We start from the raw sequence: 25601 nt of genomic DNA, 5'->3' as shown, positions 1-25601 counted from the left end.
GTGAGTGCTGATTCGTGAGTACAGAGACAGGTAGTTCCGAAGCAGGTAAGACTGTGTCCGCAGCCGAGGATTCACACGACGTCGGGGGCGCCGACAAGTCGGCGTCTGGCCCCGCGTCGCGGTCGCGGGTGAGTGCGGTTCTGGTCAGCTTGACTCTCGCCCTGGTGATCGTCGCGGTACTGTCGGCGTGCATCGGCCAAGTTCCGACGTCGCCTCTCGAGGTTTTGGGCAGCATCCTGCATCGCATCGGGCTCGACCTCGGTCCGATGCCCGCCCATCCCAGCGGTGAAGTGACTTTGTGGGAGGTTCGTTTCCCCCGCGTCGTGCTCGCCATCTGTGTCGGCGCGGCGCTGGGATGTTCCGGTGCGCTCCTGCAGGGTGTGTTCTCCAATCCGCTCGCAGAACCCGGAGTGATCGGAGTGTCTGCGGGCGCGGCAGTTGGCGCGAGTGCTGTCATCGTCGTCGGGGGAACGTTCGTGGCCGGCTGGGCCGTTGCTGCGGCTGCGTTCGTCGCCGGGCTGGTCACCACCGCGGCGGTCTACCTGCTGGCTCGGCACGAAGGCCGAACCGAAGTGGTGACGTTGGTGCTGACGGGCGTCGCGATCAACGCGTTCGCCGGCGGGCTCATCGCGTTCTTCACCTTCGTCGCCAGCCCGTCCGCTCGCGATCAGATCGTGTTCTGGCAACTCGGCTCACTCAACGGCGCTTCCTGGAACGCAGTCCTGATCGTGGCGCCGATGACCGTCGTCGGGATCGCCGCGACCATGATGATCGCCCCACGTCTCGACCTGCTGGCGCTCGGTGAACACGCGGCCCGTCATCTGGGCGTCAACGTCGAACGGCTTCGCCAGTTCGCGGTACTGATCGTCGCTCTCCTGGTCTCGGCGAGTGTTGCCTTCACCGGCATCATCCTCTTCGTCGGTCTGGTCGTTCCGCACCTGATGCGCATTCTCGTCGGACCTGGCCACCGCGCGCTGATTCCGGCGAGCGCCCTCGCCGGCGCACTGGTTCTGCTTGTCGCAGATCTGGGCTCGCGGTCGCTGATCGACAACGCAGACCTGCCCCTCGGAATGCTGACCGCTCTGGTGGGCGGCCCCTTCTTCTTCTGGCTTCTCCGACGCACGCGCGCGCAACAGGGCGGGTGGGCATGAGCAGCCTCGTAAGAAACTGGCGCGAACTGTTCGGCCGCGTCACCCCCGAACCGAAGAGCCCAGCCGTCGGTGATGTCACCCTCGAGGCGCGCGACATCACCGTCGAACGCGGTGGTCGGCAGATTCTGGAAGGCGTGTCCATCGAAGTCCGGGCAGGCGAGCTAGTCGTTCTCGTCGGACCGAACGGCGCCGGTAAGTCGACTCTTCTTGCGGCGTTGGCCGGTGATCAGCCCGTCATCGCTGGGCGGGTGGACGTTGACGGCACCGACCTCACTCAGTGGTCGCCGATCGACATGGCGCGCCGACGCGCGGTGCTCCCCCAGAAACACACCATCGGTTTTTCGTTCAGCGCTCGCCAGGTGGTTCGTATGGGACGTGCGCCATGGACCGGAACTCGCCGAGAAGACCGCGACGGCGCTGCTATCACCGCGGCGATGAAGACCTGCGATGTCGAGGGGTTCGCCAATCGGCCGTTCGCCGTGCTGTCCGGCGGCGAGCAAGCGCGGGTCGCGCTGGCCCGGGTACTGGCACAGGAAACGTCGACCATTCTGCTGGACGAGCCGACTGCAGCTCTCGATCTCGGACACCAGGAGGCGGTGATGTCCGTGGCGCGCGCTCGCGCTGCGGACGGCGATGCCGTCGTCGTCGTTTTGCACGACCTCGCGTTGGCAGCGGCGTACGCGGATCGGATCGTCGTGCTCGAAAACGGCCGCATCGCCGCTGACGGTCCCCCGGAATCGGTGTTGCACGAAGAGCTTCTGACCCGCGTCTACGGTTATCCGGTCGAGGTGTTCCCGCATCCGACAACCGGAGCAACCCTGGTCATCCCGCGCCGAGAATTCACCGAACAGAATCGATGATCGATCCCAGCCTGTTCAGGACGGCTCTCACCGTCGGCAGGCTGCGGCCGTCGCCGTCACGAACTCCGTCACCGGGACCGGGCTGTGACCAATCAGCCTCCGTGGACAGAACTGCGTCGCGGACCACACCGGCGATGCTTCGCTCGTCGGTCAGATCGATGTCGGTCACCGATCGCTCCGCGGTGGCGACAACGTCTGCAGGGGTCGGCACACTGTGCTCGCAGTATTCGCCGTATACCTCGACGAACAGCATGCTCTTTCGTACGCGGAACGCGAAAGTTCGACCGTCGGACCTGCCGAAACCGTGTGCGTGAGCGCCGACGGTGAGGTCCTCGATCTCGAAGCCCGGCCGCGCCGGTTCGGGCGACTGCGCGCCGGAATCGGTGGGTTCTGTGGGAATCACAATGATCTCCTCGGTGATTGCAGCGTCAACCGCAATCGCTGTTCGTACGGTATCGCGTCAAGGGTGTGAGCGGAATGGTCGGTAGTTCCTCGACGCGATGAACGGCGCCCGACTGCGATCAGGGATGATCGATGACAGTCGCACTGCGTGAAGAACAGATGACAAGAAAAAGAGGAACTACACATGGCTCGCCTAGGGATCCGCACCACTGCAGCAGCAATGGGGGCGGCGGTTCTGCTGGTCACAGGATGTTCTTCCGGAGATGGCGGAGACGACCTCATCACGATCGATCCCGCAACGGCAGCGGTCTCACCGGCCACCACCAGTACCCCGGACGGCGTGGTTCACCCGTATTCAGGTCTGATCGATTCCATCACATTCGATCCGATCACGCGCAGCGCTCTAGTGGTTGCCAACGACCCCCGTTCGGTGCTGGTCGTTCCTACGGACAGTTTGGCCGGCGCCGACCCCGCCTCCGCAGGTCGTCCGATAGCTCTGGATTCAGACGTACGCGACGTTTCGATCGGCTCTGACGGTAGCGCTCTTCTGTCGATGGATCGCCAGGTAGTGAAGCTGAATCTGACTTCGGGCGAACAGATGTCCATCCCGGTCGACGGGCAGGCGAATTCAGCGGTCGAACTCAACGACGGCCGCATCGCGATCGGCACGGACAATGGTTCAGTTCACATCGTCGACCCGAAGACCGATCAGTCACAGACGGTTTCGGGATTCGCATCCGTCGACGAACTCGCGGTCACCGGCGACAACCTGAGCGCCCTCGATCACCGTCAGACCTCGCTGACGGCGATCAATCTCGAAGACGGCAAACTCGGCGTCGCTCTTCGCGCCGGTGAGGGCGCAACTCATCTGGCCACCGATCGCTTCGGACGCATCCTTGTCACCGACACCACCGGGAACGAACTGCTCGTCTTCACTGCCGATCCGCTCCTGATGCACCAGCGCTACCCCGTCGGCGAGTCGCCATACGCCGTCGCCTACGACGAGGCCGCGGATCGGGTGTGGGTGACACTGACCGCGACCAACGAAGTGGTCGGCTTCGATCTGTCGTCCGGCATCCCCGTGGAGACCGGACGGTTCAAGACGGTGCGACAGCCGAATTCGTTGGCCGTAGACTCTTCCAACGGCAATCTGATCGTCGGATCGGCAACCGGTGACGGGCTGCAGGTCATCCCGTCACGGGAGAACTGATGGAAAAGCGTACGCGCGGGATCCCCGCGCAGTGGGAGACGTCGGACGACAAGTTCGACTATGTGCCCCTTCGACTACCGCCGAACGTTTCGCGGGTCACGGCGTCGATGCGTCTGGCGATCTCCGCCGAGTTCGGCGGATGGGAACTCTCCCGAGTCCGTCTCTACCCCGACGGCAGTCGTCGCGTGCTCCTCAAGCGAAAGAAGACGCCGCTGCACGTGACCGATCCGGACGGCATTCAGCACTGATCGTCCAACAGACGACCAGGGCCCGCCGCTGTCGAAACCGCTGACAAAATCACACCATCGAAGAGCTGGAGAATCGTGTACCAACTGCTGCTGAGCCTGATGTTCCGGGTCCCACCGGAACGCATCCACCACATTGCCTTCACCGCGATGAAACTGGTGACACGGTTCGCTCCCCTTCGCTGGCTGGTCGCAAAAGTCCTTGTCGTCGACGACCCGGTTCTGCGCAGTCAGGCTTTCGGTCTGGCGTTCCCGGCACCTCTCGGCCTGGCCGCAGGATTCGACAAGGACGCCACCGGAGTCGACGCCTGGGGCCCGTTGGGATTCGGTTTCGCCGAGGTCGGAACAGTGACGGCCCAGGCTCAGCCCGGTAACCCCGCGCCGCGTCTCTTCCGTCTTCCGGCCGACCGCGCTCTGATCAACCGGATGGGCTTCAACAACCACGGCGCTGGTCACGCGGCGAATTTCCTGCGACAGCGCCGCGTCACGGTGCCGATCGGTGCCAACATCGGCAAGACCAAGATCGTCGAAGCCGCCGACGCCGCTGCCGACTACACCGCCAGCGCGCAGCTTCTGGGTCCGCTGGCCGACTTCATGGTCGTGAATGTCAGCTCGCCGAACACGCCCGGACTCCGTGATCTGCAGGCCGTCGAATCACTGCGCCCGATCCTGCAGGCCGTGCTCGACACCGTCAGCGTGCCGGTACTGGTGAAGATCGCGCCCGACCTCTCGGACGAGGACGTCGACGCGGTCGCCGATCTGGCAATCGAACTCGGGCTTGCCGGAATCGTCGCGACCAACACCACGATCCGTCGCGACGGTTTGAAGACCCCGGACGCCGAGGTAGCTGCACTCGGCGCAGGCGGGCTGTCCGGTGCACCGGTCGCCGAGCGCTCACTCGAAGTACTTCGGCGCCTGTACGTCCGAGTGGGCGACAAGATGACCATCATCTCGGTCGGCGGTATCGAGACGGCCGATCAGGCGTGGGAACGGATCCTCGCCGGCGCGACGCTGGTGCAGGGATACACCGGCTTCATCTACGGCGGACCGTTCTGGGCTCGCAGCATCCACAAGGGGATAGCCAAGCGGGTCCGCGCAGCGGGTTTCTCGTCGATCGCCCAGGCTGTGGGAGCTGAGAACCCTCGCTAGAGAGTGCTGTGCGCCTTTATTAACCGCCCGCGGTTAATAAAGGCGCACAGCATAGTGACTATTCGACCTCGAACGTCCCGGTCAGGGTTGCACGCGCAATCGCGTGATGGAACACGTTGAAACCGAGGAACGCCGGCGACGAATCAGGGGTGACTCCGTCGAGCGTCTCCACGTCGAGGGCATGCACCGCCACGATGTAGCGATGCGGACCGTGCCCGGGAGGCGGGCCTGCACCGATGAAACCGAACCCGCCACCGTCGTGGCGGAGGGTGACGGTTCCGGCGGGCAGGACATCGCTGTCCGCCGCGCCGGCACCGGCGGGGAGCTCGGTGACGGAAGCGGGGATGTTCGCCACGGCCCAGTGCCAGAACCCCGACGCAGTCGGTGCGTCCGGATCGAACACCGTCACGACGAAGCTCTTCGTCTCGGCTGGAAAGCCGGACCACGAAAGCTGAGGTGAGATGTCTTCGCCACCGGGGACACCGAAGGCTCCACTGGCCTGAGCAAGCTTCAGCGGCTGGCCCGCAGTGATGTCGTCACTGGTCAGCTCGAAACTCGGCAACTTCGGCAATGGTTCGTACGGATCGTGCGCCATGCGAATCCTTTCTGTGACAAGAGAGCTCGATGTGCGTCGAGCTCACGGATCTATCTACGTGCTCGTCAGGAATTGAGCAGGAAATGTTCCAGAACACGTGTCCCGAACAGTAGTGCGTCCACCGGAACGCGCTCGTCGACGCCGTGGAACAGCGCGCTGAAATCCAGCTCGGGCGGCAACTGCAACGGCGCGAAGCCGAAGCAGCGAATGCCCAGTTTCGCGAATGCCTTCGCGTCGGTTCCGCCGGAGAGCATGTACGGAACTGTGCGAGCCTCCGGATCGTGGGCGAGGATCGCCTCGTTCATGGCGTCTACGAGGTGGCCGTCGAACGTTGTTTCGTACGAATCCAGCTTGGTGATCCACTCGCGGGTCACGTCGGGACCGATCAGTTGGTCCACCGTGCGCTCGAATTCGGCCTGCCTTCCCGGCAGCACGCGGCAGTCGAAGACCGCCTCGGCAGTCTGCGGAATGACGTTCGCCTTGTATCCGGCCTTGAGCATCGTCGGGTTCGCCGTGTCACGGAACGTCGCCCCGATGATGTTGGCGATCGTCCCCAACTTCGCGAGAGTCCCGTCGATGTCGGGTGATCCCGGATCGAAGTCCAATCCGGTCTCCTCGCCGACGGCGGTCAGGAACTCCGCGACCGAATCAGAGATCACGATCGGGAACTGGTGGGCAGCAAGCCTCGAGACCGCGCCGGCGAGTGTCGCGACCGCGTTGTCGTCGTGGAGGAAGGAGCCGTGCCCGGCGCGTCCCTTGGCAGTCAGACGCATCCAACCTAGGCCCTTTTCCGCAGTCTCCACGAGGTAGAGCCGGCGGTCGGTTCCGTCAGGCCGCGGAACCGTCAGCGAGAAACCGCCGACCTCACCCACGGCCTCGGTCACTCCCTCGAACAGATCCGGGCGGTGCTCGACCAGCCACTGGCATCCGTACTTTCCGCCAGCTTCCTCGTCCGCCACGAAGGCGAACACCAGATCACGCGGCGGTACGACGCCTTCCGCCTTGAACTGTCTGGCGAGGGCCAGGATCATCCCGACCATGTCCTTCATGTCCACGGCGCCGCGCCCCCAGACGTAACCGTCCTGGACGGTGCCGGCAAAGGGATGGACGCTCCAGTCGGCGGGCTCGGCCGGAACTACGTCGAGGTGACCGTGAAGCATCAACGCACCACGACCCGACTCGGCTCCCTTCAAGCGAGCAAAGACATTCCCACGGCCGGGTGCTCCGGACTCGACGTATTCCGTCTCGTAACCGACTTCTTGAAGCTGCGCGGCAACCCACTCCGCGCACGCACGCTCGCCTTTGGTGGTTTCGAGTTCTCCCGTGTTCGAGGTGTCGAAGCGGATGAGGGAACTGACCAGTTCGACTACTTCTGCTTCGGCTCTGCTCGGATTCGGATTATTCGGGGTTGTGGTCATTCCACTTTCCTACCATCGAATCAAACGACGCGGGCGACCGGAATGCCCCGCAACCTGGCGATTTGGGGCAGCTCACCTAATCGGATACTCTTTCCCAGCACCGAGAAATCGGGGCCGAGTCCGAGTGGCGGAATGGCAGACGCGCTAGCTTGAGGTGCTAGTGTCCTATTAACGGACGTGGGGGTTCAAGTCCCCCCTCGGACACTCGAATACAGCAAAAAGACCCCAGCCTGATCAGGCTGGGGTCTTTTTGCTGTGCGCCTTTATTAACCCCCGGCGGTTAATAAAGGCGCACAGCAGTGGGGCGATTTGGGACCTGGGGATGGCATCGGATACTCTTTCCCAGCACCGAGAAATCGGGGCCGAGTCCGAGTGGCGGAATGGCAGACGCGCTAGCTTGAGGTGCTAGTGTCCTATTAACGGACGTGGGGGTTCAAGTCCCCCCTCGGACACTCTGTGTTGAGACAGACAGGAAAAGCTCCGGTTCATCGAACCGGAGCTTTTCTCGTAATTGGCGAAGTTCCCGCACCAGGGAACAGTCCGCGCGAGCGGCGATCGAGATGGAACAGAAGTTCGAAGTGGATACAGACACCAAGAAATCGGATGCACTGCAGGCAGATTCGCTGGAAACAGCCGATTCAGAATCTGCTCGAGCCGAACTCACCGGACTCGACCCCGCAGAACTCGAAATCTGCCTGAAGGTCCTTTCCGAAGCCGCCGAACTCGACGACGAGCATCCCGATTCGATCACCATGCAGCGCGCTGTCGGCCATCTGTTCAAGCGACTCAAGAAGAAGCGTCGCCTCGCCTCGCGCGCAGCCGTCAACGAAGCCGACCGCCAAGTGGTCGCTGCGACTGCCACCGGTTCACCCGATCGCATCGACGACGAGACCGCAGGCATTCCGATCAAGTCGAACACCGCCGGCGCCTCCGCCGGCACGCTCATCAAGGCGCGGCCATGCTACATCTGCAAGCAGCGCTACACCGCAGTCGACGCCTTCTACCACCAACTGTGCCCCGATTGCGCTGCCACCAGCCGCAGCAAACGTGATGCCAGCACTGATCTCACCGGCCGACGCGCACTTCTGACCGGCGGCCGCGCGAAGATCGGCATGTACATCGCGTTGCGCCTGCTGCGTGACGGCGCACATCTGACCATCACGACACGATTCCCCAACGACGCGATCCGCCGATTCAAAGCGATGGAAGACAGCAACGACTGGATTCACCGTCTGCGCATCGTCGGCATCGACCTCCGCGACCCCGCCCAGGTTGTTGCACTCGCGGATTCCGTTGCCGCACAGGGTCCACTCGACATCCTCATCAACAACGCCGCACAAACTGTTCGACGCTCCCCCGGTGCCTACGGCGCTCTGGTCGACGCCGAGTCCGGTGCGCTTCCCGCCGGTGAACTGCCTGATGTCCTGACTTTCGGCAAGACGAGCGACGCCCACCCCGCGGCTCTGGCCGGATCGCTGTCGGACGTCGCAAGCATCACCTCCGGAAATCTGTCCGCAGACGCGGTCAGTTCACTCGCCCTCGTCGCCAAGTCGGCGTCACCCGATCGCATCGAGCAGGGCATCGCCATCGACGCGGGCGGGCTGCTGCCCGACCTCGCGCACACAAACAGCTGGGTTCAGACCGTCGAAGAGGTCGATCCGATCGAGCTTCTCGAAGTCCAGCTCTGCAACTCGGTCGCGCCCTTCATCCTCGTTTCACGCCTGCGCCCATCGATGGCCGCGGCAGCTGCGCGACGCAAGTACGTCGTGAACGTTTCCGCCATGGAAGGCCAGTTCAGCCGCGCGTACAAGGGCCCTGGCCACCCGCACACCAACATGGCCAAGGCAGCACTGAACATGCTGACCCGCACCAGCTCCAAGGAAATGCTCGACGACGGCATCCTCATGACCGCCGTCGACACCGGCTGGATCACCGACGAACGCCCACACTTCACCAAGATGCGGTTGGCCGACGAAGGTTTTCACGCACCACTCGACCTCGTCGACGGTGCCGCCCGCGTCTACGACCCCATCGTTCAGGGTGAACTGGGCGTCGACCTGCACGGCTGCTTCCTCAAGGATTACAAACCTTCGCCGTGGTGATCGGCAGCACGCCGCATTCGTGATGGGCGGCACCTAGGCGCCCCGATGTGGCGATCTCGTCACCCCCAACCCCCGTGTCGAGTAGCTCATTTCAGGTAGAGCACAGCATTGCAGGCGATAATGGAGTGCGTACCTGCTCACCGACTCGGAGGAACCATGACGATCGCCGTCGTACACAAGGACAGCCCGGAAGGCCGCGCCGCAATCGTGGCCGCCGCACGGGAATCCGTGGGTCGAAGCGAGGAACTGCTGGTTCTGCACGTCCTGGACGACGTCAACATCGGAGGCACGGCCAACCTCGGAGACACCGAGGACGATCGGGCCGCTCTTCGCGGCGAAATCCAGTCGGCGCTCGACGCCGGTGGATTCTCGGAAACGAAGTGGGATCTGCGCACCACCGAGCACGACGGCGATCCGGTTACCGCGCTAGTCGACCTGGTCCACGACGCGGGTGTCGATCTCCTGATCGTCGGAACCCGCCGGATGTCCCCCATCGGCAAGTTCCTCCTCGAACGCCCGCTGCAGCGTCTCCTACTCGAAGTGGAGGCTCCGATCCTCGTCGTCAAGGAACCCCTCCCCGCCGAGTGACCTCGGTCACATCACTTTCGGGTGCTCGTTTGTAGGCTGGCTCCATGACTGGAACCTCGCCCGCCCGAGAACTCGACATCATCGTCTACGGAGCGAGCGGCTTCGTCGGTAAGCTACTCGCCGACTACCTCGTCAAACATGCTCCCGAAGGCACGAAGATCGGCCTCGGTGGCCGTTCCCTCGAGAAGTTGGCAGCCACTCGCGCCGATCTGGGTACCGCCGCTGCCGATCTCCCCCTGATCATCGCCGACGCCGACGACGCCACCGCACTGAAGGCACTCGCCCAGCGAACCCGGGTCGTCGCCACCACGGTCGGCCCGTATGCCAAGTACGGCCACGCCCTTGTTCACGAATGCGCCTCCGCCGGAACTCATTACGTCGACCTCACCGGCGAGGTGCTGTTCCACCGCGAGAGCATCGACGCTAACCACGCCCTGGCCGTGTCGACCGGTGCCAAGATCGTCCATTCCTGCGGATTCGATTCCATCCCTTCCGATCTCGGAGTTCACGTCCTGCACGAGAAGGTCGCCGCCGACGGCGCCGGCGAGCTCACCGACACCACCCTGGTGGTCACGGCCCTGCGCGGCGGCGTGAGCGGTGGCACCATCGATTCGCTTCGCAACCAGATCGACGTGTCGAAAGACGATGCGCGCCTGCGGAAACTTGCTGCCTCGCCGTACTCGCTGAGCCCCGATCGTGATCGGGAGCCCGAACTCGGACGCCAGAGCGACGTGAGCGTGGTCGACGGCAAGAAGATCGATCCGTCGTTGAAGGGGTGGAAAGCGCCGTTCGTGATGGCGTCGTACAACACACGAGTCGTCCGTCGCAGCAATGCGCTCCGAGAGTGGGCGTACGGCAAGAAGTTCAAGTACAGCGAGGTGATGAGCGTCGGCTCATCGGTGGTGTCACCGGTGATTGCGGGCGGCGTGGCGGTCGGCCTCGGCGCGCTGGTCGCCGGACTCGCTCTACCTCCGACACGTTTCCTTCTCGACAAGGTATTGCCGGCTCCCGGTGAAGGTCCGAGCGAGAGCACCCAGAAGAAGGGCCACTTCACGCTCGACGTGTTCACCACGACCACGACCGGCGCCCGATACACATCACGAGTGAAGGCGAAGGGCGACCCGGGATACAGCGCGACGGCGGTAATGCTCGGCGAATCTGCGTTGTCGTTGGCGAAGGACCAAAAGGCTCTTCCCCCGGCCACCGGCGTTTTGACTCCAGCGACAGCGCTCGGCGACGTCCTGGTCGAGCGTCTACGCGCGGCTGGTTTCGAGATTTCCGCGCGCAAACTCTAGACAGAACGAATTTCACTTGATCGTTTCAGCTCTTCGCGCCCGATTATCGCAGCTCAGGGCGCGGACAGCGGTGGGAATACTCCCAGGTAACATTGATGTTGGTTCATGGCATCCATATGTGATGCTCCGCTTTCGGAAAAGTGAGGCTATTCATGACTGAGCGCGTTCAGGTCGGCAGTCTTCAGGTTGCCAAGGTTCTCTACGACTTCGTGGTCGAGGAGGCTCTTCCCGGCACCGGTGTAGACGCCGAAACGTTCTGGGCCGGCGCCGACAAGGTCATCACCGAGCTCGCACCGAAGAACCGCGACTTGCTTGCCAAGCGTGACGATCTGCAGGCTCAGATCGATCAGTGGCATCGCGATCACGCCGGCGCTCCCATCGACGCCGCTGCATACAAGGCGTTCCTGCAGGAAATCGGCTACCTCCTGCCGACGCCTGCCGAATTCTCGGTCACCACCGCGAACGTCGACACCGAGATCACCTCGACGGCCGGCCCGCAGTTGGTCGTGCCGATCCTCAACGCGCGCTTCGCACTCAACGCGTCCAACGCCCGCTGGGGTTCGTTGTACGACGCGCTGTACGGCACCAACGCCATCTCCGAGGAGAACGGCGCCGAGAAGGGTTCCGGCTACAACAAGGTCCGCGGCGACAAGGTCATCGCCTGGGCGCGTGAATTCCTCGATGCGGCAGCACCTCTCGTGTCGGGATCGCATGCAGATTCAACCAAGTACGTTGTCGACGGCAGTGAACTGAAGATCACGTTGGCAGACGGTACGGTCACCACGCTCGCCCAGCCGGAGAAGTTCGTCGGCTACCTCGGCGAGAAGGACGCACCGACGAGCATCCTGCTGCTCAACAACGGATTGCACGCCGAGATCCAGATCGACGCCTCGTCCCCGATCGGCAGCACCGACGCCGCCGGCGTCAAGGACGTCGTTCTCGAATCCGCCGTCACCACGATCATGGACTTCGAGGACTCGGTCGCCGCTGTCGACGCCGACGACAAGGTTGTCGGCTACCGAAACTGGTTGGGTCTCAACCGTGGTGACTTGTCCGAGGAGATCAAGAAGGGCGCCAAGTCCTTCACCCGCACGCTCAACGGCGACCGTAAGTACACCGCAGTCGACGGCAGCGAACTCAGCCTGCACGGTCGTTCGCTCCTGTTCGTCCGCAACGTCGGTCACCTCATGACCAACCCCGCGATCCTCGACGCCGACGGCAACGAGGTCCCCGAGGGCATCCTCGACGCCTTGATCACCAGTGCCTGTGCAGTGCACGGCCTCTCGATCAGTGACGCCAACGGACCGCTCGACAACAGCCGCACCGGCTCGATCTACATCGTCAAGCCCAAGCAGCACGGTCCCGAGGAAGTTGCCTTCACCACCGAACTGTTCGGCCGTGTCGAGCAGGTCCTCGGGCTTCCGGTGAACACGCTCAAGGTCGGCATCATGGACGAGGAGCGTCGTACGACGGTCAACCTCGCCGCCTGCATCAAGGAAGCCGTCGACCGCGTGGTGTTCATCAACACCGGCTTCCTCGACCGCACCGGCGACGAGATCCACACCTCCATGGAAGCCGGCGCGATGGTGCGCAAGGCCGAGATGAAGAAGCAGAAGTGGATCGGCGCCTACGAGGACTGGAACGTCGACACCGGTCTGGCCTGCGGTCTGCAGGGCAAGGCTCAGATCGGCAAGGGCATGTGGGCCATGACCGAGTTGATGGCGGACATGCTCGAGCAGAAGATCGGTCACCCCAAGGCCGGCGCCAACACCGCGTGGGTACCTTCGCCGACCGGCGCAACGCTGCACGCGACGCACTACCACCGCGTCGACGTGTTCGCTGTTCAGGACAGCCTGAAGGGAAAGCCGCGTGCGAGCGTCGACGACATCCTGACCATCCCGCTCGCTCCCAGCACCGACTGGACGGACGCGGAGAAGAAGGAAGAGCTCGACAACAACTGCCAGTCCATCCTCGGCTACGTGGTCCGTTGGATCGACGCGGGCGTCGGCTGCTCCAAGGTTCCCGACATCCACGATGTCGCGCTCATGGAGGATCGCGCCACGCTGCGCATCTCGAGCCAGCTGCTCGCCAACTGGCTGCGTCACGGCATCGTCAGCGAGAGCGACGTTGTCAGTGCACTCGAGCGCATGGCCCCGGTTGTCGACCGTCAGAACGAGGGCGACGCCGAGTACCGCAACATGGCACCTGATTTCGATTCCAACATCGCGTTCCAGGCTGCCAAGGAACTCATCCTCGAAGGCGCGAAGCAGCCCAGCGGATACACGGAGCCGATCCTGCATCGCCGCCGCCGCGAGTACAAGGCTGCCAACGCCTGATTTCACCTTCTTCGAACTCGAAGCTGAACCCGAACAGCCTCGGCACCGCTCCCGGTGTCGAGGCTGTTCGCGTAGGCCCCGAAGTTTCGTCACTAGACTGGCCGAGGACACAGTCCGTTCAACAGACATTTTTCGAGTGACCAAGGTAGGGCAAGGTACGTGGGCGAACATCGCGGCGGGTCAGGCGCCAGAGGTATCAGTAAGGGGCCGATTCTCGTCGTCGTGCTGATCGTCTTGATCGTGGCAGGCTTCTTCGGATGGGAGGCCCTCAGCAACCGGATCGACGATCAGGGACAGCAGGCAGCCGGTACGTGCGTCGAGGGCAACAAGACACTCGACGTCACCGCGGATCCGTCCATAGCCCCACAGGTCGAGGAACTGGCGAAGCGGTACACCCAGACCTCGCCGGTGGTGCGTGATCACTGCATCGCCGTCGTGGTGCACGGTGCGCCGTCCGCGTCGGTCTCGACGGCACTCGAAGCCGGTCCGGCGGCCCCCTGGGACGACGCAGCATTGGGACCGCGTCCCTCCCTGTGGATCCCGACGAGTTCGTTCGAACTCGCGCCACTGTCGGGCAAGGCCGTGATCAACGGTGATCCTCGCTCGCTCGCGAGTTCCCCGATCGTTCTGGCAGCCGGTCCCGAGACCGCGGCAGCATTGGCCGGCGCAGCATCGAGTTGGAAGTCTTTGCCTTCCGATCTGACGGTCGCCCTGCCGGTCGGAAGTACCGAAACCTCGATGGCTGCACAGGCGATCGCTGCCGACGTCGCCGATGCGGGTGCCGGACCGGTCACGACGGATCAGGCGAAGTCCGCTCAGGTCAACGCTGCGCTCAGTGCACGGGCGTTGCAGTTCCAATCCTTGCCGACTCCCCCCTCGTCCACCGCCGAAGCCCTCGGAGCACTGAGCGCCGGAACACCGGATTCGGTGAAAGCCGTTCCGGCCACGGAACAGTCGATAGCGCAGAGCGCGAACACGGCGATGACGACGTACTCCCCCGCCGGCGCAACGCCAGTCGCGGACTATCCGGCGGTCATCGTCTCGGGCAGCGGGATCGACGAAACCGCGTCGCGCGCAGCGGCACAGTTTGCCGATTTCATGCGTGAGCCGAATCAGTCACAGTTGTTCGTCGGCGCCGGTTTCCGGGTCGAGGGCCAAGACCTTCCCGATCTCGGGGCGGTGTCCCCGGCCAAGATCTCGTCCACGTTGAAACCGGCTTCGGCGGAGACCGCAGCGGCGCTCGGTGACATAGTCGCCAACCCGGTCTCGCCGCGTAGTGCCACCATCCTGATGGACACGTCGGCGTCGATGGGTACCGACGACGGTGGCACTACCCGCTTGGCGAACGTTGCCTCGGCGGTGAATACCCAATTGGGTCGCAGCCCTGACGCTTCGGACATCGGCCTTCGCGAGTTCAGCACGGGCACCGACGGAAAACCGTCCGAGCGCATCCTGGTTCCGGGCGGTTCACTGTCCGAGCCGAATCGGCGTGCCACGATCACCGATTTCCTCAACGGGCTTCGGGCCGGCGGAAAGACCTCCAAGTACCCGGCGCTTGCCAGCTCCTACAAAGCCGCCGTGGACGGTTTCGACGCGGGGCGAGTCAACTCGGTGCTGCTGATCACCTCGAGTACGCCTGACGAATCCACCACGACGCGAGCCGAACTGCTCAGCGCGATCGCCGCTGCGGGCAATCCGTCGCGTCCGGTACAGGTCGACGTGATCGTCGTCGGTGCGGGCGACGACGTCTCCACACTCCAAGACGTCTCGGATCGGACGGGCGGAACATTGGTTCGGGTCGATTCGACGTCCGACCCCGCTCTCGCGGCCGCAGTGACCAAGATGCTGTCCTGATGGGGCGCGTCGCGGTTTTTGCAGTCCTTCTCGCCCTTCTGACCTGGTTCCTGCATCGCCGACTCGTTCGCGCCACCGGCATCCCGAGGCGATGGGCTCGTCTCGCCGACACTGCGCTTGTCGTCTTGGCGGTCTCGACGCTCATCGGGGTCGGCAGCGGCGAAGTCTTTCCGACATCGTGGGCGCGACCGATCGGATTTGTCGGATGGGTCTGGCTGGCTTCGTGGCTGTATCTGATTCCCGGACTGCTCGTGATCGGCCTGTTCGCCGGGATCGGTCGACTACGTGCACGCCACACGGATACCACGACCGAAGTCGACCCAGCCAAGCGTCGTACGTTGCAGTTGGCTACGGCAGCAGTCACTCTCGCGGCGATCGGCACCGCCGGCTACGGCGTCTACGAGGCGTCGGGCCCCAAGATTTCCCGCGTCCGCGTGCCGCTCGCTCGCCTACCTGAGGGCTTCAACGGATACCGGATCGCCTTGATCACCGACCTGCACGTGGGACCGGCCCGCGGGGTCGACTTCACCCGCAAGGTGGTCGATATCGTGAACTCGCAGAATGTCGATCTGATCGCGATCGGCGGCGACCTCGTGGACGGAACCGTCGCGAAAGTTGCTCCCGATCTTGCTCCGCTCGCCGATCTTCGGGCGCCCGACGGAATCTTCGGAGTCAGCGGAAACCACGAGTTCTACGCCGACGACGGCGGCAAATGGCTCGACGTGTGGGAGACATTGGGGATCACCACACTTCGCAACAGCCGCACCTCGATCCAGCATGGCGGCGATACCATCGACTTCGTGGGCATCCACGACTACACGTCGCCGGCCCCGTACGAGCCGAACCTGACTGCCGCGCTCGCAGGTCGCGATCCGAATACTTTCGCCTTGCTTCTCGCGCACGAACCGCGTCAAGCGATCGAGGCATCCGAGATGGGTATCGATCTGCAACTGTCCGGGCACACTCACGGCGGTCAGATGTGGCCGCTGCGGTATCTCGTTCCGCTGCAGCAGCCTTCGGTGCAAGGCTTGGACAGGGTCGGAGACACAGTGCTGTACACGACGCGTGGCGCCGGGGCTTGGGGTCCGCCGGTACGCGTCGGCGCCCCGCCGGAGATCACTGTTCTCGAACTCGTACACGAGAGGTGATGATCTCCGGCGGGCACACGCCTTAGTTGCCTGCGAACGCTTCGATCGGCGGGCAGGAGCAGACCAGGTTGCGGTCGCCATGTGCACCGTCGATACGACGCACGGACGGCCACACCTTCGGGCGAGCCTTGCCACGCGGGAAGACGGCGATCTCACGCGAGTACGGGTGATCCCACTGCGCTGCAATGCTTCCCGCAGTGTGGGGAGCACCGCGTAGCGGGTTGTCCTCCACCGTCCACTCGCCCGCTCCGACGCGATCGATTTCGCCGCGAATGGCGATCATCGCCTCGCAGAACTCGTCGATCTCTTCGAGGTTCTCGCTCTCGGTGGGCTCGACCATCAGTGTGCCGACCACGGGGAAGCTCATGGTCGGAGCATGGAAACCGTAGTCGGCCAGACGCTTTGCGACGTCGTCGACGGTGACGCCGGTGTCCTTGGTCAACCCCCGGAGGTCGAGGATGCACTCGTGCGCGACCATGCCATTCTCGCCGGTGTAGAGAACCGGGAAGTACTCGTCGAGTCGACGCGCGATGTAGTTGGCCGACGCGATGGCGGTCAGGCTGGCGCGGCGCAGGCCCGCAGCACCCATCATCCGGATGTAGGTCCAGGTGATGGGCAGAATGGACGCACTGCCGTACGGCGCTGCCGAGATCGTTCCTCCACCACCGAGTTCGGGGGCCATCGGGTGTCCGGGTAAAAACGGCGTCAAGTGTGAGCGCACACCGATCGGGCCGACGCCGGGTCCGCCGCCGCCGTGCGGGATGCAGAAGGTCTTGTGCAGATTCAGGTGGCTGACGTCGCCGCCGAATCGGCCCGGACGGGCAAGGCCGACAAGCGCATTGAGGTTGGCGCCGTCGACGTACACCTGGCCACCGGCGTCGTGTACCGCTGCACAGATGTCGGAGATCTCGTGCTCGTAGACACCGTGTGTTGAAGGGTAGGTGATCATGATCGCGGCGAGACGCTCGGCGTGATCGGCGATCTTCGCGCGCAGATCGTCGACGTCGACGTCACCGTTGGGACGGCAGGCGACAACCTCGACGCGCATCCCGGCCATGACGGCAGAAGCCGCGTTGGTGCCGTGAGCACTCGACGGAATGAGGCAGGTGTCGCGGTGGTCGTCGCCCCGGCTGAGGTGGTAGTTGCGGATCGCGAGCAGGCCCGCGTATTCCCCCTGGCTGCCGGCGTTGGGTTGCAGGCTGACGTTGTCGTAGCCGGTGACCGCGACCAGCCAGTCTTCGAGATCCTTGATGATCTTCAGCAGACCGGGCGCATCCGATGTCGGCGCGAACGGATGGATCGCGTTGAACGCGGGCCAGGTGATGGATTCCATCTCGGCGGTCGCATTGAGCTTCATGGTGCACGAACCCAGCGGGATCATGCTGCGATCGAGGGCGATGTCCTTGTCGGACAGCGCGCGCAGGTAGCGAAGCATTGCCGTTTCCGTACGGTAACGGGTGAAGGCTTCGTGCTGCAGGTAGTCGGAGGTGCGCTCCTGAGCAGCCGGAACCGAATTGCCCTCGGCTTCGATGGCGACAACAGCATCCTCGATCCCGAACGCGTCGAGCACGGCAAGGAGGTGGTCGGCGGTCGTGGCCTCGTCGCAGGAGATACCGACATGATCGGCGTCGACCAGACGCAGGTTGATCCCGGATTCCTTGGCCGCAGCGACGACGTCGGCCGCCTTGCCCGGAACCTGAGCGAGCACGGTGTCGAAGAACGAATCGTGGACAACGGTCACGCCGCCTTCGCGCAGGCCGTTTGCCAACGCGTGTGCGCGGGCAGCGACGCGCAACGCAATCGCCTTGAGTCCCTCGGCGCCGTGGTAGCTCGCGTACATCGCAGCGAGGATGGCGAGGAGCACCTGAGCGGTACAGATGTTGGACGTCGCCTTCTCGCGGCGAATGTGCTGCTCACGTGTCTGCAGCGCCAGGCGGTATGCCTTGTCTCCGTCGGCGTCGATGGAGACGCCGACCAAGCGGCCGGGCAGCTGACGCGCATGCTTGGAGTGCACGGCCAGGTAACCGGCGTGCGGTCCGCCGTATCCCATGGGGACACCGAAACGCTGGGTGGTTCCGAAGCACGCATCCGCGCCGAGCTCACCGGGTGAGGTGATGAGCGTCATCGCGAGGAGGTCTGCGCCGACGGCAACCAGTGCGCCGCGCTCGTGAGCTTCCGCGATGATCGAGGTGTAATCGACGACTCGTCCCGAGGCACCTGGGATCTGGGCGATGACGCCGAAGAAGTCACCTTCCGGAAGACCAGCGGTGAGGTCCGCAGAGACGATCTCGATGCCGAGCGGCTCGGCGCGAGTCTCGATGACGGCGAGGGTCTGCGGGTAGAGATCGGCGTCGACGACAAATCGTGGGGACTTGCTGCGGTTCGCGCGGCGCAGGAGCGTCATGGCTTCGGCAGCGGCGGTGGCCTCGTCGAGCATCGACGAGTTTGCCAGTTCCATGCCGGAGAGATCGGCGACCATGGTCTGGAAGTTGAGGAGGGCTTCGAGACGGCCCTGGCTGATCTCCGGCTGATACGGGGTGTACGCGGTGTACCAGGCCGGGTTCTCGATGATGTTGCGCAACAACACCGGCGGCGTCAACGTGTCGAAGTAGCCGAGGCCGATCATCGACGTCGCGACGGTGTTCTGGGCTGCGAGTGCAGTCAGTTCGGCAAGTGCCTCGTGCTCTCCGACCGGAAGCGGCAGAGCGTCGAGTCCGGCAGCGATGCCGTTCGGGGCAGCGTCGAGGATGACGGAGGGAACGGCCTTGGTTGCCAGTTCGTCGAGTGAATCGACCCCGACGAGTTCGAGGATGCGCGCGAGTTCCGCGGCGTTCGGACCGACATGGCGGTCGGCAAATATACGGCTTGCAGCGTCGATCACGACAACTCCCAGACAGATCGGAGGATCAGGACACACACCGAACTGCGGTGTGTTCCTCCCCCTCTGTCGCATGCTCGATTCCCGAGCGCCTGAGAGATTCGGTAGTGATCCGCCGAAGGCGGAAGCCACAGCCTTTCCCCGTCGGCGGGTGGGTTGTCCCACCGCTTTCCAGAGGCGTCGGAGCCCGTACGGTCCTTGGTGCCTGAGAGATTGACGGGGAGGTATTGCTCCTTCGGCGCCCTGATCCCGCTCACGACTGACCTTTGAGACAAAGACTGAAACAAAGACAAGTTCGGTGAATCGGTATCCGAGGCTCTCCCGTACGCCGGCGACGCAGGCCCAGTCTAGTTGACCGAAACGCCTACCTGCACCGTGGCATCCTCCAAAGAGATGTGACGTACGTTATCCGGTTTTGCGGCTGGCGCGATTCTTGCGTCGCGAAGCCAACTCGTCTTCCGGGTTGGGATCACTTTCGCCGCCGTCGGCCCGCTCGGCGGGGAAGTCGGCGATCGTTCCGGTGAGTTCACGCATCGCGCCACTGACTGCGATGCCGAATACGCCCTGCCCACCCTGGAGGAGGTCGACGACCTCTTCGGGGGACGTGCATTCGTACACGGTGGTGCCGTCGGAGAACAGAGTGATGTTGGCAAGATCGCGGACGCCACGCTTACGGAGGTGATCGACGGCAACGCGGATGTTCTGCAGTGAGATGCCGGTATCGAGCAGACGCTTCACGATCTTCAGAACGAGAATGTCCTTGAAGGAGTACAGACGTTGGCTTCCGGATCCGGCAGCGCCACGGATCGACGGAACAACCAACGACGTCCGTGCCCAGTAGTCGAGTTGGCGGTACGTGATCCCGGCGATCTGGCAGGCACTGGGTACTCGATATCCGACGAGGTCGTCGGGGATGGAATCGTCCGGGAACAGGCCCGGCTGCAGCTCTTCGGAAGACATTTCTGCAGTCGCGGCACTACCGGCTATGCCCGTCCCGCGCTCATTCGACTGTTCTTCCACTGCCGTCTCCCTCTCGCTTCGCCATCATGTAACCAACCTGTGCTATCAGCAGTCACGAGAATCCCGTGCCGACCGAACTTTCAGATGTGAATCCAAGGCAGGTAATTCCATGAGTGGACTTACCCAGAGTACGCCTCGATCGACAAGGCGAGAAGATCTCCACCGCACGCAACGGTAAGTCCAGGAGGGTGCATGGTCAACGCAACACGCCGACCGAGACTCAACCTCTACTTGAGAGTTGAAGACTAAAGTCCGCAACCAGTCAATTCAGGCTAACCATCAGTGGCTTTGAAATCGTCCGGCGAGATGGTTTCGAGGAATTCCTTGAACTTCTCGACCTCGTCTTCGCGCTCGTCGGGAATGACCAGACCGGCCTCGGCGAGAACAGCCTCCGACGCGAAGATCGGAACGCCGATGCGCAGGGCCAATGCAATCGAGTCCGACGGACGTGCCGAGACAGTGGTCTGCTCGTCGAAGACGAGATCCGCGTAGAAAGTGCCCTCTTGCAGGTCCACGATCCGAACTTCCTTGAGGCTCCGACCGAAAGATTCGATCAAGATCTTGATCAGGTCGTGAGTCAGCGGCCGCGCCGGCTCGACTCCCTGTTGTTCGAGAACAATCGCGGTAGCTTCGGTTTGCCCGATCCAGATCGGCAGGTACCGATCGCCGTCGGACTCTCGCAGCAACAGGACCGGCTGATTCTGAGGCTGCTCGACACGAACTCCGATCACACGCATTTCGCCCATCGAGCTTGCCTCCAACCTGACGTGATCCAGCCGACCGACTCCGATGCGGTCGTACTGAAATTCTATTCGAGTGTGCCCCGCTGATCGAGGAACTCAGCGATCGAGACTTCCCCGAACTGCCGATTTGACCAGACACGTGTGCAAAGTCAGTGACAGAGCGGCCAGCTCCCGCACCATTTCCTCGGCACGATCACGTGCTCCGGCGTCACGACCCTTGGCAACCGGTCCGGCGATCTGAGTCACCAGCCCCGCTTCGCGATCAGCAGCCAACTTGAACGCCCGCAGATGGCGAACCTCCAAGCCGTACTCGGACATCGCCTTAGCGGTGCGCGCCAACGTCACGGCATCCTCGTCGAAGAATCCCGCCGCGCCGGGAACGACCAAACCGGTGCGGATCAGATCGGTCAGAAACCGATCGTCGATGTCAGCGCGCGCGAGAAGATCCTGACGACCGACTCGAACTTCGCGATCGACCCGGAACGCCTCGGGTGAGACATCGCCCGTAGCGATCGACAGGACGCGAGCACGACGAGGCGCAGGAACTTCTGCACTCACCGTCGCTGCGCCACTGTCGATCGCTTCGAGTTGTTCTTTGATCACTTTGAGCGGCAGGTACTGATCGCGTTGAGCGGTCAGCACGAAGCGAAGACGCTCGCAGTCCTCGACAGAGAATCTGCGGTATCCCGACGGTGTCCGTTGCGGGCTGATCAAGCCCTCGGACTCGAGGAAACGGATCTTCGAAATCGTCACGTCGGGAAAATCTGGACGCAACCGATCCAGCACGGAACCAATCGACATTCCGGGCTGGCTCTGCTGCCGCACTGCCGTCATTAGCTACCCGCACCTGCTGACGACTCGCCGACCTGCGAACCGCCGGCACGAGGGCCGGTGAGGAACACCAGACGGAACTTGCCGATCTGAACCTCGTCACCATTCGCGAGAACTGCCGAATCGACAGGCTCACGGTTGACGTAGGTGCCGTTGAGGCTTCCGACGTCGACGACGTGGAAATCTGCATCTTCCTGACGGAACTCGGCGTGACGACGGCTGACGGTCACGTCGTCCAGGAAGATGTCGCTGTCCGGGTGCCGACCTGCCGACGTCGTCGGCTGATCGAGCAAGAAGCGGGATCCTGCATTCGGTCCCCGCTTGACCACCAGAAGTGCGGCTCCGGCGGGAAGGCCTTCCACGCCCGAAACCGGCTGCTCGGCGGCCGGTGCTGCAGAGGAGGTGTTGTCGAGCTCATTGAGGAAGTCCGCGCGGAAAACCGAAGTGGTCTCCGCCGGCGACTCCCCATAGCCCGCGTCGTTACCGTTCTCGCTCACTGTTTCTCCTCCTGGGTCAATCATCCAGATCATGAATCACTGGACTACGCAGTGCACTTTCTTCACGAGCATCTTTCACAGTCACGTTCGATACGGCCCTGCGCCCCGACTCGGCACATGCGTACCTAACGACCGTACCCTGCGCAGACCGCCGTGTGCAGCGAGACAGGCCGCGACACAACACGAGTTGGCCGGTCCACGCGCAGGTTTTCTACTCGGACGTGAGTCCCTTGTATGCCTCCGCGTCCAGAGTTGCCGCGAGTGCGGCGTCGAGTGTGGCCTCGTCGGCAACCTCGAGTTCGACCAACCAACCCGTGTCGTACGGGTCGGTGTTGACGAGGTCGGGCTGTCCGTCCAATTCACCGTTCGCTGCAAGAACTTTCGCAGTGAACGGAGCAAAGATGTCGGAGACGCTCTTGGTCGACTCGACCTCACCGAGCGATTCACCGGCGGTCACGTCTTCGTCGACAGCGGGAAGCTGGACGAACACGACGTCACCGAGCTGCGACTGAGCAAAGTCGGTGATACCGACTCGAACTGAGGTCGGGCCGGTTCGCTTCACCCACTCGTGCTCCGCGGTGTAGCGCAGATCGGTAGGTGTATCGAGCTCACTCACAGTGGCTTCCTTTCACAGGCCGTCCGAAAGTCGGACGCAAAAAGATCAATTTCCGGGTTGAGCGTATTGGCGCGGATTCAATTGTCGCAAGACGGAGATCGTGACCTGCTGCGATTGCTCGACGGACGACGTTCCGCCATTGCGTGCGACATTGTCGAAGACGCCTCCGGGAATGTTCAACGCTGCCGCCAATGTCGGCGGATCTCCGATCGCGGTCACAGTGTACGGCTGCTCGATCCGGGTTCCGTCCAATTCGATCTCGCCGCCGCGCCCACTCACCCACGAGTTCACGCCGATACGAATGGGTTCGCCGTTCGCACCTACGATCGAGATGGCTTCGGCACCGGCAGCACGCAGTTCCTGGATGAGATCGAGAATCACTTCCGATCCGACGCCGCCCGCCGGATCTGTCAGGGTCATCGTCACACCCGGTCCAGTGGCCGGAGCGGTCCCCACTTGAATGGAGAGTGAGGTCAGCCGCGCCCGCGCCTCGTCCAGCGCTGCTCCCGTGTTGCCACCGGCTTCCAAAGTGGCAAGCGATTCCTGAAGATTCGCGACTTCCTGCCTCAGCGCGGCTTCGCGCCGATTCAAATTGTCGAGAACCACCAGGAGGTCGGCAGGGCGCGCGGCGTCGAGTGAATCTCCGGCCACTGTGCTGCGTACCTGTGTGGCAATCGCAACGCCGAGCACGCCCAACAGCACAGCAGCGAGGATTGCGAAGACGACGTTGGTGCGGTGTTTGGACGGTGAACGCAACTCGTGACGACCTTCACCCGCAGTGGTGACGGGAGGTTCTTCTTCCGGTTCGGTCGTGGAATGTTCCGCCATGACTCACGCTCCGAACAGTCGGCGTCGCAATGCCGCTGCGTTGCCGAAGATCCGTATACCCAACACGACGACGATCGCCGTCGAGAGTTGAGTACCGACACCCAACTGATCACCGAGCCAGACGATCAACGACGCGACGAGCACGTTGAAGACGAAGGAAACCACGAACACCTTCGCGTCGAAGATTTCGTCCAGATACGCGCGTAGTCCACCGAAGACGGCGTCGAGCGCCGCAACGACAGCGATCGGAAGATAGGGCTGGATCACGTCGGGCACCTGCGGGCTGAAAACTACGCCCAGGACGATGCCGACGACCAGTGCTGCGAGTCCGTACAGGGCGGAACCGGCCTTCATCGAACTCCTTCTGTCACTTGGGTTCTGTGGGTTCTGTTGCCACTCGGACGGCGCGAGGCGCCGCAGGCGGCAGAGTCAACGAATCGTCTTCGGCCACCGCGAAACCGACTCCGTACAGTTGCGAGACGCTAGACATTCTCACGTAGGCGTCGCTGACGACGAATTTCCGCTGCAGTGCTCGCGTGTCTCCGATCGCCTCGACGAGGTACGGGGAGAAAACAGGTTGGTTGTCGACGAGCATCGCGCCGCCCGCCTGACGGATGGTCACCGTCGGCCCGATTCGCACGCCGCCGACTGCGATCGCCTCGGCGCCGCCCGCCCATAATGCGTTGACGACGGTCTGCAGATCGCGATCGAGAACGACGGTCTTGCCGCCGACACTCCGTTGCGACGCATCCGAGAGGTTCGGGCGTCCGGCCGGGTCCGTCAACGTCACCACCAGTCCTTCCCCGTGAACAGCTTCGGCTCCTGCGCCGGATTCGACCGCTCGCAGTTGGTCGAGGACGGCGCTGCCGCGTGCATCGCCTTCGAGCGCCACGCCGCGCGCGGCGTCGACGGCGCCGCCGAGTGAATCGCGGGACGCGGCCAGTGAATCGATTCGATCCTCCGCATCACGGACCTTCGCCACCAACTCGCTTCGAACCTCTTCGGTGCCGGTCACCTGCTTCGTCGCCTGAACAGCCGAGACCGTGACGATGAACCCGATCAACAGTGCGCCGAGGGCCAGCCACGGCCCCGTCTTCGAGGATCTGTTCTTGGTGTGCTCGTGCTGGCGTTCGAATGCAGTTGCCTCGTAGCCCGGGTCGAGATGTTCGGTCATGAGTGACCGAAGCAGCGACGGTACCGGGTTACGACGGACGTCCTCCCCGGTCGACTTCATCGGGGCACGACCTCGTGGGTTCGCGCAACGTCAACGGCCTTGAGCACGTAGATCGCGGCAGTCCACACGTACAGGACGGTTCCCCAGATCAGGAAAGCGAAACCGAAGGCATGGGTGAACGGTCCGATGGCCCAGTCTCCGTGCCCGGCAAGAATCAACGGCAGAGCGAACATCAGCAGGAAGGTCGCAGCCTTGCCGAGATAAACCACCTCGGGCGGTGGCAGGCCACGCCTGCGGTAGATCGGCAGCGTCAACGCAAGCAGAAGATCACGGCCGATGAGTATCGCTGCGACCCACCAGGGAATGAAATCGCGGGCGACGAAGGTGACCAGTGTCGTCACGACGTACAGACGATCGACCAGCGGGTCGAGAAGCGCTCCCAGACGCGAGGTCTGTCCGAGCACTCTGGCCAGCTTGCCGTCGAGCCAGTCGGTGAACCCGCTGAGCATCAGCAGCGCCAATGCCCAGCCGTCCGAGTGCGTGACGAGCAGCAGGTAGGCGAACAGCGGCAGAGCGAGTAGACGCACGATACTGAGCACGTTGGGAACAGTGAGAATCCGGTCCGTGGGGATCGGTTCTTGTTCGCCAGAGTTCACTGCAC

24 protein-coding genes, 2 tRNA genes and 1 riboswitch are annotated in these 25601 nt (G+C 63.4%); of the genes, 13 read left to right on the top strand and 13 right to left on the bottom strand.

The features are described 5' to 3' along the window. The first annotated feature begins 53 nt into the window (after nt 1-53). Together G4D79_RS19265 and G4D79_RS19260 are read left to right on the top strand one after the other, a co-directional pair. Nucleotides 54-1151: an iron ABC transporter permease gene (locus G4D79_RS19265; RefSeq protein ID WP_030537529.1), complete on the top strand. Its 1098-nt coding sequence runs from the start codon at nt 54-56 to the stop codon at nt 1149-1151. Continuing rightward, nucleotides 1148-2011, top strand: coding sequence for a heme ABC transporter ATP-binding protein (locus G4D79_RS19260; protein WP_007733386.1), 864 nt, complete (start codon nt 1148-1150; stop codon nt 2009-2011). Before G4D79_RS19265 ends, G4D79_RS19260 begins: the two co-directional genes overlap by 4 nt. Here G4D79_RS19260 and G4D79_RS19255 read toward each other — a convergent pair. After that, nucleotides 1992-2414 (bottom strand): hypothetical protein, encoded by a 423-nt coding sequence (locus tag G4D79_RS19255; RefSeq protein ID WP_030537527.1) that lies wholly within the window; start codon nt 2412-2414, stop codon nt 1992-1994. The genes G4D79_RS19260 and G4D79_RS19255 overlap by 20 nt on opposite strands. A 183-nt stretch (nt 2415-2597) precedes the next feature. On the opposite strand from G4D79_RS19255, the gene G4D79_RS19250 reads away from it, so the two are divergent. The 3 genes from G4D79_RS19250 (at nt 2598) to G4D79_RS19240 (ending at nt 5017) form a co-directional block, all read left to right on the top strand. After that, complete coding sequence (locus G4D79_RS19250) at nt 2598-3623, top strand: YncE family protein (protein WP_099698233.1); 1026 nt, start codon at nt 2598-2600, stop codon at nt 3621-3623. Then, nucleotides 3623-3871 (top strand): DUF5703 family protein, encoded by a 249-nt coding sequence (locus tag G4D79_RS19245; RefSeq protein WP_003946171.1) that lies wholly within the window; start codon nt 3623-3625, stop codon nt 3869-3871. Before G4D79_RS19250 ends, G4D79_RS19245 begins: the two co-directional genes overlap by 1 nt. Nucleotides 3872-3946: 75 nt before the next feature. After that, nucleotides 3947-5017 carry a quinone-dependent dihydroorotate dehydrogenase gene (locus G4D79_RS19240; RefSeq protein WP_099698232.1) on the top strand — a complete coding sequence of 357 codons (1071 nt, stop codon included), beginning with the start codon at nt 3947-3949 and terminating at the stop codon, nt 5015-5017. Between the two features lie 58 nt (nt 5018-5075). Here the strand turns inward: G4D79_RS19240 and G4D79_RS19235 are convergent, their stop codons facing one another. Continuing rightward, nucleotides 5076-5612: a YbhB/YbcL family Raf kinase inhibitor-like protein gene (locus G4D79_RS19235; protein WP_007733394.1), complete on the bottom strand. Its 537-nt coding sequence runs from the start codon at nt 5610-5612 to the stop codon at nt 5076-5078. A 65-nt stretch (nt 5613-5677) separates the two neighbouring features. After that, on the bottom strand, nt 5678-7030 hold the full coding sequence (locus G4D79_RS19230; protein ID WP_003946170.1) for a M20/M25/M40 family metallo-hydrolase: 1353 nt from the start codon (nt 7028-7030) through the stop codon (nt 5678-5680). Nucleotides 7031-7148: 118 nt separating this feature from the next. Between G4D79_RS19230 and G4D79_RS19225 the strand changes: the two genes are divergently transcribed. From G4D79_RS19225 to G4D79_RS19190, 8 genes are all read left to right on the top strand, one after another. Then, nucleotides 7149-7234: transfer RNA gene (locus tag G4D79_RS19225), tRNA-Leu, on the top strand. Nucleotides 7235-7396: 162 nt separating this feature from the next. Further along, nucleotides 7397-7482, top strand: a tRNA-Leu gene (locus G4D79_RS19220). A 108-nt stretch (nt 7483-7590) separates the two neighbouring features. Continuing rightward, the gene (locus G4D79_RS19215) at nt 7591-9132 is read left to right on the top strand and encodes an SDR family NAD(P)-dependent oxidoreductase (protein ID WP_074447104.1); all 1542 of its coding nucleotides are present in this window, start codon (nt 7591-7593) and stop codon (nt 9130-9132) included. Between the two features lie 156 nt (nt 9133-9288). After that, nucleotides 9289-9720, top strand: coding sequence for a universal stress protein (locus G4D79_RS19210; RefSeq protein WP_063316375.1), 432 nt, complete (start codon nt 9289-9291; stop codon nt 9718-9720). A gap of 44 nt (nt 9721-9764) precedes the next feature. After that, entirely contained in the window at nt 9765-11015 is a 1251-nt protein-coding gene (locus tag G4D79_RS19205) for a trans-acting enoyl reductase family protein (protein ID WP_054781805.1), read from the top strand. 152 nt (nt 11016-11167) lie between these two features. After that, a complete protein-coding gene (locus tag G4D79_RS19200; RefSeq protein WP_099698231.1) occupies nt 11168-13351 on the top strand; it encodes a malate synthase G in 2184 nt (727 codons plus the stop codon). Between the two features lie 159 nt (nt 13352-13510). Further along, entirely contained in the window at nt 13511-15205 is a 1695-nt protein-coding gene (locus tag G4D79_RS35275) for a VWA domain-containing protein (protein WP_099698230.1), read from the top strand. Next, nucleotides 15205-16353 carry a metallophosphoesterase gene (locus G4D79_RS19190; protein ID WP_099698229.1) on the top strand — a complete coding sequence of 383 codons (1149 nt, stop codon included), beginning with the start codon at nt 15205-15207 and terminating at the stop codon, nt 16351-16353. Before G4D79_RS35275 ends, G4D79_RS19190 begins: the two co-directional genes overlap by 1 nt. A gap of 22 nt (nt 16354-16375) precedes the next feature. Here G4D79_RS19190 and gcvP read toward each other — a convergent pair whose 3' ends face one another. The 10 genes from gcvP to G4D79_RS19140 form a co-directional block, all read right to left on the bottom strand. Then, entirely contained in the window at nt 16376-19234 is a 2859-nt protein-coding gene (gene gcvP / locus G4D79_RS19185; protein ID WP_099698228.1) for an aminomethyl-transferring glycine dehydrogenase, read from the bottom strand. A 53-nt stretch (nt 19235-19287) separates the two neighbouring features. After that, nucleotides 19288-19416: riboswitch (glycine riboswitch) on the bottom strand. Nucleotides 19417-19636: 220 nt separating this feature from the next. Next, nucleotides 19637-20191 (bottom strand): MerR family transcriptional regulator, encoded by a 555-nt coding sequence (locus G4D79_RS19180; RefSeq protein ID WP_021344354.1) that lies wholly within the window; start codon nt 20189-20191, stop codon nt 19637-19639. A gap of 332 nt (nt 20192-20523) precedes the next feature. Then, complete coding sequence (locus G4D79_RS19175; protein WP_099698227.1) at nt 20524-20997, bottom strand: bifunctional nuclease family protein; 474 nt, start codon at nt 20995-20997, stop codon at nt 20524-20526. A 93-nt stretch (nt 20998-21090) separates the two neighbouring features. Next, a complete protein-coding gene (locus G4D79_RS19170; RefSeq protein WP_003946161.1) occupies nt 21091-21828 on the bottom strand; it encodes a MerR family transcriptional regulator in 738 nt (245 codons plus the stop codon). Further along, nucleotides 21828-22322 (bottom strand): glycogen accumulation regulator GarA, encoded by a 495-nt coding sequence (gene garA, locus G4D79_RS19165; protein WP_003946166.1) that lies wholly within the window; start codon nt 22320-22322, stop codon nt 21828-21830. Before garA ends, G4D79_RS19170 begins: the two co-directional genes overlap by 1 nt. 211 nt (nt 22323-22533) lie before the next feature. Further along, nucleotides 22534-22938: a glycine cleavage system protein GcvH gene (gene gcvH / locus G4D79_RS19160; protein WP_003946160.1), complete on the bottom strand. Its 405-nt coding sequence runs from the start codon at nt 22936-22938 to the stop codon at nt 22534-22536. A gap of 45 nt (nt 22939-22983) precedes the next feature. Further along, nucleotides 22984-23766, bottom strand: a complete 783-nt coding sequence (locus G4D79_RS19155; protein WP_099698226.1) for a DUF881 domain-containing protein — start codon at nt 23764-23766, stop codon at nt 22984-22986. A 3-nt stretch (nt 23767-23769) separates the two neighbouring features. Next, the gene (locus tag G4D79_RS19150) at nt 23770-24120 is read right to left on the bottom strand and encodes a small basic family protein (protein WP_003946178.1); all 351 of its coding nucleotides are present in this window, start codon (nt 24118-24120) and stop codon (nt 23770-23772) included. A gap of 13 nt (nt 24121-24133) precedes the next feature. Beyond that, on the bottom strand, nt 24134-25000 hold the full coding sequence (locus G4D79_RS19145; protein ID WP_003946177.1) for a DUF881 domain-containing protein: 867 nt from the start codon (nt 24998-25000) through the stop codon (nt 24134-24136). Then, nucleotides 24997-25596, bottom strand: coding sequence for a CDP-alcohol phosphatidyltransferase family protein (locus tag G4D79_RS19140; RefSeq protein ID WP_030537518.1), 600 nt, complete (start codon nt 25594-25596; stop codon nt 24997-24999). The genes G4D79_RS19145 and G4D79_RS19140 overlap by 4 nt, the downstream gene beginning before the upstream one ends. Nucleotides 25597-25601 lie beyond the last annotated feature (5 nt).

Source organism: Rhodococcus sp. WY5 (assembly GCF_018588185.1).
In the GTDB taxonomy this organism is placed as follows: domain Bacteria; phylum Actinomycetota; class Actinomycetes; order Mycobacteriales; family Mycobacteriaceae; genus Rhodococcus_F; species Rhodococcus_F qingshengii.
Note: the sequence above shows the minus strand (reverse complement) of the source record. Positions and strands in the feature narration are given on the sequence as shown.

Coding starts and splice junctions, on each gene's coding strand:
- G4D79_RS19260 (WP_007733386.1), top strand. CDS start 1,148: ATGAGCAGCCTCGTAAGAAACTGGCGCGAACTGTTCGGCCGCGTCACC.
- G4D79_RS19250 (WP_099698233.1), top strand. CDS start 2,598: ATGGCTCGCCTAGGGATCCGCACCACTGCAGCAGCAATGGGGGCGGCG.
- G4D79_RS19245 (WP_003946171.1), top strand. CDS start 3,623: ATGGAAAAGCGTACGCGCGGGATCCCCGCGCAGTGGGAGACGTCGGAC.
- G4D79_RS19235 (WP_007733394.1), bottom strand. CDS start 5,612: ATGGCGCACGATCCGTACGAACCATTGCCGAAGTTGCCGAGTTTCGAG.
- G4D79_RS19230 (WP_003946170.1), bottom strand. CDS start 7,030: ATGACCACAACCCCGAATAATCCGAATCCGAGCAGAGCCGAAGCAGAA.
- G4D79_RS19215 (WP_074447104.1), top strand. CDS start 7,591: ATGGAACAGAAGTTCGAAGTGGATACAGACACCAAGAAATCGGATGCA.
- G4D79_RS19210 (WP_063316375.1), top strand. CDS start 9,289: ATGACGATCGCCGTCGTACACAAGGACAGCCCGGAAGGCCGCGCCGCA.
- G4D79_RS19205 (WP_054781805.1), top strand. CDS start 9,765: ATGACTGGAACCTCGCCCGCCCGAGAACTCGACATCATCGTCTACGGA.
- G4D79_RS19200 (WP_099698231.1), top strand. CDS start 11,168: ATGACTGAGCGCGTTCAGGTCGGCAGTCTTCAGGTTGCCAAGGTTCTC.
- G4D79_RS19190 (WP_099698229.1), top strand. CDS start 15,205: ATGGGGCGCGTCGCGGTTTTTGCAGTCCTTCTCGCCCTTCTGACCTGG.
- G4D79_RS19180 (WP_021344354.1), bottom strand. CDS start 20,191: ATGTCTTCCGAAGAGCTGCAGCCGGGCCTGTTCCCGGACGATTCCATC.
- G4D79_RS19175 (WP_099698227.1), bottom strand. CDS start 20,997: ATGGGCGAAATGCGTGTGATCGGAGTTCGTGTCGAGCAGCCTCAGAAT.
- G4D79_RS19170 (WP_003946161.1), bottom strand. CDS start 21,828: ATGACGGCAGTGCGGCAGCAGAGCCAGCCCGGAATGTCGATTGGTTCC.
- G4D79_RS19155 (WP_099698226.1), bottom strand. CDS start 23,766: ATGGCGGAACATTCCACGACCGAACCGGAAGAAGAACCTCCCGTCACC.
- G4D79_RS19150 (WP_003946178.1), bottom strand. CDS start 24,120: ATGAAGGCCGGTTCCGCCCTGTACGGACTCGCAGCACTGGTCGTCGGC.
- G4D79_RS19145 (WP_003946177.1), bottom strand. CDS start 25,000: ATGAAGTCGACCGGGGAGGACGTCCGTCGTAACCCGGTACCGTCGCTG.